The sequence below is a fragment of the Pseudomonas sp. Z18(2022) genome (genome assembly GCF_036346535.1).
In the GTDB taxonomy this organism is placed as follows: domain Bacteria; phylum Pseudomonadota; class Gammaproteobacteria; order Pseudomonadales; family Pseudomonadaceae; genus Aquipseudomonas; species Aquipseudomonas yamanorum_A.
Genome location: NZ_JAOTOA010000003.1, coordinates 325147 through 337600 on the forward strand (window position 1 = coordinate 325147; position 12454 = coordinate 337600).

The window sequence follows — 12454 nt, forward strand, 5'->3', positions numbered from 1 at the left end:
TAACGGGGTCACACCGACATTATGCCGTTTATGCATAGGCCAGTGTTTAACAGCATTGGCCCAAAACTTCCCGCAAGCCTAGCATTCACAGCGTTCCGGCCTAGCCCGGGTCCATATCGAGATGATTTCCGTCATGTCCTCCGCTGCATCTTTCCGCACAGAAAAAGACCTGCTTGGCGTACTCGAAGTACCTGCTCAAGCGTATTACGGCATCCAGACCCTGCGAGCGGTGAACAACTTCCGCCTCTCGGGCGTTCCGATTTCGCATTACCCGAAATTGGTGGTCGGCCTGGCAATGGTCAAGCAAGCGGCCGCTGACGCCAACCGCGAGTTGGGCCAGCTCAGCGAAGCCAAGCACGCTGCCATCAGCGAAGCCTGTGCCCGTCTGATCCGCGGCGATTTCCACGAAGAGTTCGTGGTGGACATGATTCAAGGCGGCGCTGGCACTTCAACCAACATGAATGCCAACGAAGTCATCGCCAACATCGCGTTGGAGGCCATGGGCCACAACAAGGGCGAATACCAGTACCTGCACCCCAACAACGACGTGAACATGGCGCAGTCGACCAACGACGCCTACCCGACCGCGATCCGCCTGGGTCTGCTGCTGGGCCACGACGCCCTGCTGGCCAGCCTCGACAGCCTGATCCAGTCGTTCGCCGCCAAAGGTGAAGAATTCAGCCACGTCCTGAAGATGGGCCGTACCCAGCTGCAAGACGCCGTGCCGATGACCCTCGGCCAGGAATTCCGCGCCTTCGCCACCACCCTCGGTGAAGACCTGGCCCGCCTGAAAACCCTGGCGCCAGAACTGCTGACCGAAGTGAACCTGGGCGGCACCGCCATCGGTACCGGCATCAACGCCGACCCGCGTTACCAGGCCCTGGCCGTTCAACGCCTGGCCACCATCAGCGGCCAGCCGCTGGTACCGGCTGCCGACCTGATCGAAGCCACCTCCGACATGGGCGCCTTCGTGCTGTTCTCCGGCATGCTCAAGCGTACCGCGGTGAAGCTCTCGAAGATCTGCAACGACCTGCGCCTGCTGTCCAGCGGCCCACGCACCGGCATCAACGAAATCAACCTGCCGGCCCGCCAGCCAGGCAGCTCGATCATGCCCGGCAAGGTCAACCCGGTAATCCCGGAGGCCGTGAACCAGGTGGCGTTCCAGATCATCGGTAACGATCTGGCGCTGACCATCGCGGCCGAAGGCGGCCAGCTGCAACTGAACGTGATGGAGCCGTTGATCGCCTACAAGATCTTCGACTCGATCCGCCTGCTGCAACGCGCCATGGACATGCTGCGCGAGCACTGCATCGTCGGCATCACCGCCAACGAAGCCCGCTGCCGCGAGCTGGTGGAACACTCCATCGGCCTGGTCACCGCTTTGAACCCGTACATCGGCTATGAAAACGCCACCCGCATCGCCCGTATTGCCCTTGAAAGCGGCCGCGGCGTGCTGGAACTGGTGCGCGAAGAAGGCTTGCTCGACGACGCCATGCTCGACGACATCCTGCGCCCCGAAAACATGATTGCCCCACGTTTGGTCCCGTTGAAGGCCTAAGCGTTTGTTGCACCGCTCACCAGGTTGAGGGACTAGACACCTCTCACCTTTTGAGGGCCTGAAGGCTCGTTCTTCAGGCCCTTTTTTTTGCCTCAAGGTTGTGAAATGACGCCAATAAAAACTCCAAGATCGCCCAGCAAACCCGCCTTGCCCGTAACGCCTTGGCTGAAACCTTTAATCGCCTCGTGCAGACGGATCACACACTCCTAGGTATAGTGCCGCCCCTCTTCGCGTCAGCGGTCGTCGGTAACGAGACCCTGGGAAGCGCGAAACCGCATGAATAACAACACCCGCAAAAGGATTGGGGCGAAGCGTCGTGCACTGCCTGGTGCCGAGCGATGCGTCGGACCGTCCTGCGTTTGCCATTAGAAAAATCAGCGAGGAACACTCCATGCTAGAAGTCATCAACGACTTCCTCTCAGGGAAAGTATTGATCGTGCTCATTGTCGGGCTCGGTGGTTACTTCACGATCCGCTCGCGTTTCGTTCAGTTGCGTCACTTTTTCCACATGTTTTCGGTGTTCAAAGACAGCCTCAAGAGCAGCTCCGGCCAGCTCAGCTCGTTCCAGGCGCTGATGCTCAGCCTCGCCGGGCGCGTGGGTGCCGGCAACATCGCAGGCGTCGGCATTGCCGTGACCCTGGGCGGCCCCGGTGCCGTGTTCTGGATGTGGGTCACCGCGCTGGTGGGCATGTCCTCGAGCTTTATCGAGTGCTCCCTCGGCCAGCTCTACAAGCGCACCGACGCTGAAGGCACCTACCGTGGCGGCCCGGCTTACTACATTCAGCACGGCCTGCAAAAACGCTGGCTGGGCATGGTGATGGCGTTCCTGCTGCTGGTGACTTTCGGTTTCGCCTTCAACGGCCTGCAAGCCCACGCCGTGACTCACTCGCTTAACAATGCGTTTGGCCTGGACACCACCTACACCGGCCTGGCCCTGGCCGTGCTGCTGGGCCTGGTGTTCATCGGCGGGATCAAGCGTATCGCCTCGATTGCGGACCTGCTGGTACCGGTCAAGACCCTGGTCTACATCGCCGTGACCCTGTACGTGATCGTGCTGCAATTCGACCACGTGCCGGCCATGCTCGCGACCATCGTCAAGAGCGCCTTCGGCCTCGACCAAGCCTTCGGTGGCCTGGTGGGCAGCGCAATCATCATGGGTGTGAAGCGCGGCGTGTTCGCCAACGAAGCCGGTCTGGGCAGTGCGCCTAACGTGGCGGCCGTGGCCTCGGTTGAACACCCGATCGCACAAGGCGTGGTTCAGGCGTTCAGCGTATTCCTCGACACCTTCGTGATCTGCACCTGCACCGCGCTGCTGATCCTGCTGTCCGGTTTCTACACCCCGGGCTTCGAAGGCGACGGCATTGCCCTGACCCAGAACTCCCTGGCGGCCGTGGTGGGTGACTGGGGCCGGATGTTCATCTCGGTAGCCCTGGCGTTGTTCGTGTTCACCTCGATCATGTACAACTACTACCTCGGCGAGAGCAACCTGCGCTTCATTGTGGGCGACAACCGCAAGGTGTTGATGGGCTACCGCGCGCTGGTGCTGGTGCTGATTTTCTGGGGTTCCATCGAGAACCTCGGCACCGTGTTCGCCTTCGCCGACATCACCATGACCCTGCTGGCGTTCGTCAACCTGTTCGCCCTGGCGTTCCTGTTCAAGATCGCCATGCGCATCCTGAACGACTACGACAACCAGCGCGCTGCGGGCATCAAGACTCCGGTGTTCGATTCCAGCCAGTTCCCGGACCTGGACCTGGACCGCAAGGCCTGGCCGGCTAATCCGGTGAAGCCGGAACCTGCCGCTCAAGCAACGGCAGAGCTGAACGCTCAAGCCCAGCGCTAAGCGTCGCAAGCCTAGATAGATGACACGCCGCCCGGCCTTGGGCATGCTCTGGGCCCGGCGGCGTTTTTCGTTCAGGAGATTCTTCGATGTCCCCAGCTACTAACATCATGGTGCTCTACACCGGTGGCACCATCGGCATGCAGGCCAGTGCAAACGGCCTGGCGCCGGCTTCGGGTTTTGAAGCCCGCATGAGCGAAGCCCTCGCCCAACTGGACGTGCCGGCCTGGCGCTTCCAGGAAATGTCCCCACTGATCGACAGCGCCAACATGACGCCCGCCTACTGGCAGCGCTTGCGTGTGGCGGTGATCGAAGCGGTGGATGCCGGCTGCGACGCCGTGCTGATCCTGCACGGCACCGACACCCTGGCCTACAGTGCGGCGGCCATGAGTTTCCAACTGCTGGGCCTGCCTGTACCGGTGGTGTTTACCGGTTCGATGCTGCCGGCCGGCGTGCCCGACAGCGATGCCTGGGAAAACGTCAGCGGCGCGCTGGTGGCCTTGGGCGAAGGCCTGGTACCGGGCGTGCAGTTGTATTTCCACGGCGTGCTGATGGCCCCAACCCGCTGCGCAAAAATCCGCAGCTTTGGTCGCCATCCGTTTGCCGCGTTGCAGCGTAACGGCGGCGTGGCCCAGGCAGAAATGCTTCCGGCAGCGCTGCATTACCGCCAGGCCAAGGGGCTGGCCAATGTCGGCGTGCTGCCATTGGTGCCCGGCATTGGCGCCGCGCAGTTGGACGCGCTGATCGACAGCGGCATCCAGGCGCTGGTGCTCGAATGCTTCGGCAGCGGCACCGGGCCGAGCGATAACCCCGAATTCCTCGCCAGCCTCAAGCGGGCGCAGGACAACGGCGTAATCGTCGTCGCCATTACCCAATGCCATGAAGGCGGCGTGGAGCTGGATGTGTATGAAGCCGGCAGCCGCTTGCGCAGCGTGGGCGTGTTGTCCGGCGGCGGGATGACCCGGGAAGCGGTGTTCGGCAAGCTCAATGCGCTGCTCGGCGCGGGCCTGGAGAATGCCGAAGTTCGCCGGCTGATCGAACTCGACCTCTGCGGTGAGCTGAGCTAAAGCCCGCTACATATCCACCGCCTGCCTGGCGCGCCGCTGCTTAGCATGGAAACCCCGAGGTCTTGCCTCGGGTTTCCCTATGCGCATGACAGGCACGCCCATGACCTCACCCACCCACTCCAACGCCGCCGACGCCTTGCTGACCCAACTGCGCCTCGGCCCCTCCTTCCGCGAAATCGCCGCAACGCTGCTGCGTCAATCGCTGCGGGACTTATATCCGACGCTGGCTATCGACCCAGATATCACCCTGGTCTGCACACCCGCCTGGCACATCGTGGACGATCAGATCCTGCCTGCCCCCGCGCACTACCAGGCGCTGACCGACGTGCTCGCCATACAGGCCGTACTTGCTGTACCAAGCGTGTTCATTGAGAGTGAACACTTCCTCACCCAACAGCCCATTACCGTACCGGCCGTGCATTTGCCGGTGCGCATCAGCGAGGTCGGTAACCTGATCAACCTGCTGGCGCCGGTGATGCTCAGCGCTTATCAGGAGCAGCAGCTCGCCTTCTGGAACACCCGCAACGGCATGGCGCCGCAGTGGCAGATGCTGTCCACCTGCCTGCGCAACATGTGGGATGTGACCACGGCCCCCAACTGGAAAGGCAAGGACTTCGACATGGCGCGCCAGCTGTTCAACAACCCCGACCGCCTGAACCGGACGGGCGATCCGTTCGCCTGCAAAGCCTGCCTGATCGATATTGGGCAAGGTGTGGAGACAGATACCAGCAGCCTCAAGGTACTGCCAATCGCAGTACTGGCCGGCACCCATGAAACCCGCACGATTATTCTCACGTACTCGCTGCTGCACGGTTATGAACGATTCGACTCCCTGGCGGAGCTGGGCAAGGCCTTGCCGCGGTATGTGATCGCCTCGGGGTCCGACGCGCCCCTGCAATGGCGACTGTTCGAACCCGACGGCAACTTCTTCGACCAGCAGGCCTGCGCGCTGATTGCAATCCAGCTCGAGGCCATCGGCGCGATTGATTTTTCCGCCATGCGCCAAGGTGATGCCAACGGCGTGACGCTAAGTTCCCCGCCCGCAGTCGAGACCCTGACTCCCTCCAATGGCCCGGACATCCAGTGGTATCAGGACGCGCTGCCCGAGTGGTTGAAGAGCGCGTCCAGCAGCGACATGGCGTTGTACTCCAGACACCTCAAGGAGCTGGCGGCGCTGCACAGCACTAACGCCGGCGCGTCCTATCAGGAAGGTATCGCGCCGCTGCGCGAGTACACCCTCGATGCGCTGCGCACGCAGATGATTGCGCAACATGCCGACGCCGCAGCGCTCACCCTCGGCGACCTCGAGATTCGCGTGCAAAGCCAGGTGGTCTGGGGGCTGTTCACGGTGCCTGGCAAGGTCGAGACGGCCACCTTCAGCCTGGTCGACCTGGCGCTGCAAAACCTGATCGCCCTGCCCTTGGGCAACAAGAGCCTGGTGCTGCACAACGCGCGCAGCGTGCCCGAGTGGTTGTCCACGGACTATGTGGAAAGCCTCGTAAGCCAGGTCGATATCGGCCGCCAATACCCCCTGCTGATCAAGCAAAAACTGCTGGACGACCCGCAGGAATCGGCACGCCGGCAAGCCCTGTACAGCCAGCACCTGCGCATCCAACTGCCATTGCTGGCCCTGCAGTACAAGATTCTCGGGCAGTCCGGCATCGACGAGCGCGGCTATCGGTATGTGGCGGCACTGATGGAGCCACTGGACGCCGACCGCCAGGTAGACGGCCAACCCATCGTCTTGCGGCCCCTGGCCTTTTTGCCCTTGCGCCGGGACGGCGGCGCCGCCGATGAGGTGGCGAATATGTATGTCATCGGCCCCCAGGACCCAAGCACTGGCCCGTGCCTGTTGTATCGCCCGCTGTTCGAACCGCCGCTGATCCAATATCCGTCACCCACCAACCTGCTTTACGCGATAACCCAGGACCTCGACCTGCGGGACGCAGTGCTCGCCTGGCTGCCAGAGGCCGTGCGCAATGACTACGCCAACTACACCTTCCCGGGGCAATTGCCGTCGCCGTGGGCGGTTGTGCGTTTTCTGGTGGACCCGGCCAAACTGCTCATTATGAGCGGCCCCATGAGCCTCGGCGGCACGCCGCTCAACGGCGACCTGCTCGCCAGCCTGTTCAAGGCCAACGCCAATGCGCTGGTGGAGTTGGCCGACCGCCAATCGGTGTCGAATGCAGAAAACCGCTGGGCCACCTTCAAGCACGCCGGCTGGCTGGCGCTGAATGCCGCGCTGCCATTTCTGGGCAGTACCGCGGGCGCCGCCGCGTGGGTCTGGCAAGTCATGGACCAACTGCAACAGGTCGTCGACGCCCAGCAGCGCCCTAAAGACCAGGAGCGCTGGGCGGCCCTCGTTGAACTGCTGATGAACCTGGGCATGGCGATCACCTTGCACGCTGTGCGTCGCACCCAGCCCGCCAGGCGCCGTTTGCCCGCAAGCTCTGCCGAGAAGCCGGTATCTGCCGCCCCCGTCGCGCTGGATGTGAAACAACTCAAGGACATCAGCGGCCCCGAACTGCCGCACGATCATCCACAATCCCTGTACACCGGCGGTGCCATAACACTCACCGCAAGCAGCCTGGCGAAGCGGCTGGACAGCATCAAAGTCAGCAAGCCTCAAGGCCTGGGCAGCCAGAACACCGCCACCGGTGCCTACACGCATCTCTACCCCCTGGGGCCAAAATGGTATGCCCCGGTGGGGCCGCGCTGGTTTGAGGTCACGGTGGATGAAGGCGATACCGTCGTCATCATCGACCCGAAACAGCCAGGCCATAACGGCCCACCCCTGATCAACAATGCCAAGGGCGAATGGTTTATCGATACGCGCCTGCGCCTGCGTGGTGGCGGTCCCAAGCTCAAGACCAAAAAGGCCAAGGACGTGGCGAGCCTGAAAGCCCTTGAGGTGCGTGCCAAGCTGGAGAAGTTCGAGCGCGAAAAAACCGCCGCCCAAACCCATCTGCAACAAGTCCAGAATGCCATGGCCGACGCGCCGTCCACCTCCGCGCAAGCCACCCATCGCCGGCTGTACCTGGCCACTCTGGAAAACCAGCGCCAGGACTACGAAACCGCACTGACGCAACTGCAGACTCTGAATGTCTTTGCGCCGGTGACGAACTATCAGCAACAAGCCCTGGGCTACCTGAAGGCGCAACTGGACCTCTCACAGGCCGGCATTACCGAAGCCCTTACCACCTTTACGCCCAAGCTCAGGACCGTCCTCAACCAGATCGAAATCCAAGCCGAATCCCCGCAACAGCGGCATGTCGCGGACGCCCGGCAGATGAGCGAGATGAACCGCGACATGATCGCGCGCCTGGATTACGTGCAGTCGCGTTTCATCCGTCTCCAGGGGTTGGCACGGGAAGGGTTGCAACTGATCCAGTACACCAAACGCCTGATGCCCGCGTACACCCGCGAGGACCTCAACGCCCTGCAAGTCACCCTGGCGCGCAATTTGTGTTTGTCCGAGAACAGCACAGCCAGCGCACCAGACGCCTGGGTGGCCATCGACCGCATTGTCGATACCGCCGAAATCGCCGTGCAGAGCCTGCGCGATACTCTGGAGGAACGCAGCGAAGCACGGCTCGACGAACGCATCGAAACCCTCAACAGCCTGATCGAGCAGTTCAAGACGCTCGACGAACGCTTGCAGGACTTCCAGGAAGACTTCCCCGACCAGGCCCAGGACCAGCCGATTGCGCGCTTGCGTGAGCAGATCGGCATCTATGCTCGACGGGCATTGATCGAGCTGGGCATGCTGCACACTGACCGAGAATCCCTCAGAAGCCGCCCGACCCCGCCTCCCACGCCCCCCAGGCCCAAGAAGAAATTCATCAACACACGCTACAACGGCGTGCTCATCGGCGAGCCGCGTCTGACGCCGGCGGGGCTGGAGACCGACATGGTGGACATTCGCTCACCGCTGACCCAGCAAGTGATGGCGACCTTTCATGAGAAACAGCCCGGGCAATGGGTCCAGCAAATCAAGCCCTCCGCAACGCCGGCTCCAGCGCTCGACCTGCCGGCCAGTATCGACGCCGGCCAGGCATTGCTTGACGGGTTGCCGGCATTCAATCAACGCGCCAGTACCCAGATCAGCGAGGCTACCCGCACCGCGTCCGGCATCGAATACATGCTGCACCAGCATGCCATGTCGCTGGAGCGGGCCAACGACGCCGTCGAGCACGCCCTTACCCAGAGCAATGCCACCGAAAGCGAGACACGCTCGGCCGCCACCGTGGGCAAACAGCTCAGCACTGCGGTGAAGAAGCTGTATGAGGAGGCCAGCAGCTACCGGCTGCTCACCATCAAGCAACGGCCACCCACCGTCGAGGGCATTGAGTGGCTCAAAAGCAAAAATGAGATCAGCATCAAAAAAACCGTCAACCGCCAGCGCAAGGGGCCGACCGACTATCTGGACGTGTACACCATCAGCGAACGCAGCACCCACATGCTCCTCTGGTACGCACACTTTCACTATTCAGCCGCGTGGACCATGGCCAAGTCATTTATCTCGGCACGCCTTAAAACCCCGGAAGAAGTGCGCCAAGGTGCGGACGCCAACCACATCCCAAATCTGAGCGATCAACAGAAGATCGACTTCTACCGCAGTGAAATCAGCCTGGAACAGGCAAGGCGAGTGTTCTTCGGGGCGGAGTGACGGCACACAACTTGCTCGGTTCCAGGCAACCCTTGCCTGGAACCCCGCATGCTGCACTCCCACCTCACCACCCTCAATGCCGTCTCGCTGGTACTCGACGCGTTCAAGCACCTGGGCCTGCCCGCTGAAACCCTGCTCGCCGGCAGCGGCATCTGCCCGGCGGACTTGAGCCGCGCCGACACCCGCATCACCACCAACCAGGAGATGCGGGTGTGCGCCAATGCCGTGGCGTTGCAGCGGGATATCGGCCTGGAACTGGGCCGGCGCATGCACGTTTCGTCCTACGGCATGCTCGGTTATGCCCTGCTTACCAGTGCCACCTTCGGTGACGCTTTGCGCCTGGCCCTGCGTTATCCGGCGCTGTTGGGAACACTTTTCGAGCTGAGCCTGGTGGAAGACGGCGAGCGCATCTGGTTCAGCGCCGGCGATTACCGGGAGAACCCGGCGCTGGAAACCTTCAACGTCGAGTTCTGCCTGGTCTCCCTGAAAGTCATCTGCGACGACTTGCTGGGCCATCCGCTGCCATTGCTCGGTGCGCGCTTTGAATACGACGCGCCGGATTATCAGGCGCGCTACCGCGAACGCTTCGACTGCCCGTTGCAGTTTCAAGCCACCGCCAATGCCTTTGCCTTCGACAGACGCTGGCTCGACCAGCCGTTGCCACTGGCCGACGCCGTTACCCACCAAGCCATGGCCGAGCGTTGCCGCAAGCAGAACCTGGAGTTCACCGGCCGCCAGGCGTGGCTGGGCCGAATCCGCCAAGTGCTCGCCGGCCAATTGCAGGCCGCGCCCGGCCTTGAGGGGTTGGCCCAACAGATGAACTGCTCGGCGCGCACCCTGCGCAGGCACCTGCACGAACAGGGTTGCAGCTACCAGGAACTGCTCGACGAGCTACGCTTCGAGCGGGCCAAGCAGTTGCTCGGGGAGGATGAGCTGCCGATCTATCGGATCGCCGAAACCCTGGGTTTCAGCGAGACCGCCAGCTTCCGCCACGCATTTGTACGCTGGAGCGGCGTGGCGCCGAGCCAATTTCGCGCATGACGCCCCATTGAGGGGCGAATTGCGGTCACACACATTGGCCGTATTTATCCCCTTTTGGCCGCTCCTGCCGTTCTCATAAACCCTGCCCGCCGCAAGACTGCATGCACCGATACAGCCTGCGGAGAACAACAATATGCTGACGATCTATTCAGACGATCACCACCTGCACCACGGCCGCTGCGAGTTGATGGACGGGCAGTTGATGCCCTGCTTTGAAATGCCCTCCCGCGCCGACCATGTGCTGCAACGGGTCAAGGACCGCGAGCTGGGCCCGGTGCATGCGCCACACGACTTCGGCCTGGCACCGCTGCAACGTATCCACAGCCCGGCCTACCTGGACTTCTTCAAAGGCGCCTGGCAACGCTGGACGGAATTTAACCAGGACGGCGACTTGCTGCCCTACACCTGGCCCGCCCGCACCTTGCGCAAGGTGATTCCCACCAGCCTGCACGGCCAACTTGGCTATTACAGCTTCGACGGCGGCGCGCCGATTACCGCCGGCACCTGGCAAGCCGCCTACAGCGCAGCCCAGGTGGCACTGACCGCCCAACAAGCGATCCAGCAAGGCGCCCGCAGTGCGTTCGCGCTGTGTCGCCCGCCCGGGCATCACGCTGCCAGCGACTTGATGGGCGGCTATTGCTACCTCAACAACGCCGCCATCGCCGCCCAGGCGTTTCTCGACCAGGGCCACAAAAAGGTCGCGATTCTTGACGTGGACTACCACCACGGCAACGGCACCCAATCGATCTTCTACGAACGCAGCGACGTGCTGTTCACCTCGATCCACGGCCACCCGGAAGCGGAGTTTCCGTTCTTCCTGGGTTACGCCGATGAGCCGGGGGAAGGCCCGGGCGAAGGATTCAACTTCAACTATCCGCTGCCGGCCGGTTCGGGCTGGGATATCTGGAGTGCGGCGCTGGAACAGGCCTGTGAGGAAATCCAGCGCTATGGCGCCGACATCGTGGTGGTGTCCCTGGGTGTCGACACGTTCAAGGACGACCCGATCTCGCAGTTCAAGCTCGACAGCCCGGACTACCTGGCCATGGGCGCGCGCATCGCCCAACTGGGCAAGCCGACCCTGTTTGTGATGGAAGGCGGCTACGCCGTCGAAGAAATCGGCATCAACGCCGTCAACGTTCTTGAAGGGTTTGAGGGGGCAGCATCATGAACATGCTCAAGCATCTGGTCCTGTGCGCCGCGGTGTTCAGCGGTGTGGCACACGCCGAAGAAACCACCCTGCGGGTCTACAACTGGTTCGACTACATCACCCCCAAGGCCCTGGAAGACTTCAAGGCCCAGAACCCCAAGGTCAAACTGGTCTACGACATCTTCGACACCAACGAAGCCCTGGAAGCCAAGCTGCTGACCGGCAACTCCGGCTATGACGTGGTGGTGCCGTCCAACGTGTTCCTGGCCAAGCAGATCGAAGCCTCGGTGTTCCAGCCTCTGGACCGCAGCAAACTGCCGAACTGGAACCACCTCGATCCCAAGCTGATGAAGCTGATCGAGGCCAACGACCCCGGCAACAAATTCGCCGTGCCCTACATGTACGGCACCATCCTCATCGGCTTCAACCCGGACAAGGTCAAGGCCGCGCTCGGTGCAAATGCGCCAGTGGACAGCTGGGACCTGATCTTCAACGAAGAGAACATCAGCAAGCTCAAGCAGTGCGGTGTGGCGCTGCTGGATTCGCCGTCGGAGATCCTGCCGCTGGCCTTGCAGCACCTGGGCCTGGACCCCAACAGCAGTAACCCGGCGGACTATGTCAAAGCCGAAGCGCTGCTGATGAAAATCCGCCCGTACATCACCTACTTTCACTCGTCCAAGTACATGGCTGATATTGCCAACGGTGACATCTGCGTGGCCGTCGGTTATTCCGGCAGTTTCTCCCAGGCCGCCAACCGTGCCAAAGAAGCGAAGAACGGCGTGACCGTGGACATGCGCCTGCCCAAGGAAGGCGCGCCGATCTGGTTCGACATGCTCGCGATTCCCAAGGGAGCAAGAGATCCGGAAGACGCTTACACCTTTATCAACTACCTGCTGCAACCGGCTGTGATCGCGCCGATCAGCGATTTTGTCGGTTACCCCAACCCCAACAAGGACGCCACCAGCCTGGTGGACCCGGCCATTCGCAACAACCCCAACCTGTACCCCACCGAGGCGGCCATGGCCACGCTGTATACCTTGAAACCCCTGGGCCGTGATGCCGAGCGCGCACGTACGCGGGCCTGGACCAAGATCAAATCCGGCACCTGACCGGCGCAATGGCGGCACCTGCG

The 12454-nt window shown here is 62.2% G+C and carries 7 protein-coding genes; all 7 read left to right on the forward strand.

Annotated features, from left to right (window positions below):
- The first annotated feature begins 133 nt into the window (after positions 1 to 133).
- The gene (aspA, locus tag V3W39_RS09585) at positions 134 to 1558 is read left to right on the forward strand and encodes an aspartate ammonia-lyase (protein WP_010168341.1); all 1425 of its coding nucleotides are present in this window, start codon (positions 134 to 136) and stop codon (positions 1556 to 1558) included.
- 391 nt (positions 1559 to 1949) lie between these two features.
- Positions 1950 to 3401 (forward strand): alanine/glycine:cation symporter family protein, encoded by a 1452-nt coding sequence (locus tag V3W39_RS09590; protein WP_259195416.1) that lies wholly within the window; start codon positions 1950 to 1952, stop codon positions 3399 to 3401.
- A gap of 86 nt (positions 3402 to 3487) precedes the next feature.
- Positions 3488 to 4465 (forward strand): asparaginase, encoded by a 978-nt coding sequence (locus V3W39_RS09595; protein WP_259195415.1) that lies wholly within the window; start codon positions 3488 to 3490, stop codon positions 4463 to 4465.
- Between the two features lie 100 nt (positions 4466 to 4565).
- Positions 4566 to 9134, forward strand: a complete 4569-nt coding sequence (locus V3W39_RS09600; RefSeq protein ID WP_330212540.1) for a hypothetical protein — start codon at positions 4566 to 4568, stop codon at positions 9132 to 9134.
- 48 nt (positions 9135 to 9182) lie between these two features.
- Complete coding sequence (locus tag V3W39_RS09605) at positions 9183 to 10175, forward strand: AraC family transcriptional regulator (protein ID WP_259195413.1); 993 nt, start codon at positions 9183 to 9185, stop codon at positions 10173 to 10175.
- Between the two features lie 133 nt (positions 10176 to 10308).
- Positions 10309 to 11343: a histone deacetylase family protein gene (locus tag V3W39_RS09610; protein ID WP_330212541.1), complete on the forward strand. Its 1035-nt coding sequence runs from the start codon at positions 10309 to 10311 to the stop codon at positions 11341 to 11343.
- On the forward strand, positions 11340 to 12431 hold the full coding sequence (locus V3W39_RS09615; protein ID WP_177079140.1) for a polyamine ABC transporter substrate-binding protein: 1092 nt from the start codon (positions 11340 to 11342) through the stop codon (positions 12429 to 12431). The genes V3W39_RS09610 and V3W39_RS09615 overlap by 4 nt, the downstream gene beginning before the upstream one ends.
- Positions 12432 to 12454: the final 23 nt, after the last annotated feature.

Coding starts and splice junctions, on each gene's coding strand:
- V3W39_RS09590 (WP_259195416.1), top strand. CDS start 1,950: ATGCTAGAAGTCATCAACGACTTCCTCTCAGGGAAAGTATTGATCGTG.
- V3W39_RS09605 (WP_259195413.1), top strand. CDS start 9,183: ATGCTGCACTCCCACCTCACCACCCTCAATGCCGTCTCGCTGGTACTC.
- aspA (WP_010168341.1), top strand. CDS start 134: ATGTCCTCCGCTGCATCTTTCCGCACAGAAAAAGACCTGCTTGGCGTA.
- V3W39_RS09610 (WP_330212541.1), top strand. CDS start 10,309: ATGCTGACGATCTATTCAGACGATCACCACCTGCACCACGGCCGCTGC.
- V3W39_RS09595 (WP_259195415.1), top strand. CDS start 3,488: ATGTCCCCAGCTACTAACATCATGGTGCTCTACACCGGTGGCACCATC.
- V3W39_RS09600 (WP_330212540.1), top strand. CDS start 4,566: ATGACCTCACCCACCCACTCCAACGCCGCCGACGCCTTGCTGACCCAA.
- V3W39_RS09615 (WP_177079140.1), top strand. CDS start 11,340: ATGAACATGCTCAAGCATCTGGTCCTGTGCGCCGCGGTGTTCAGCGGT.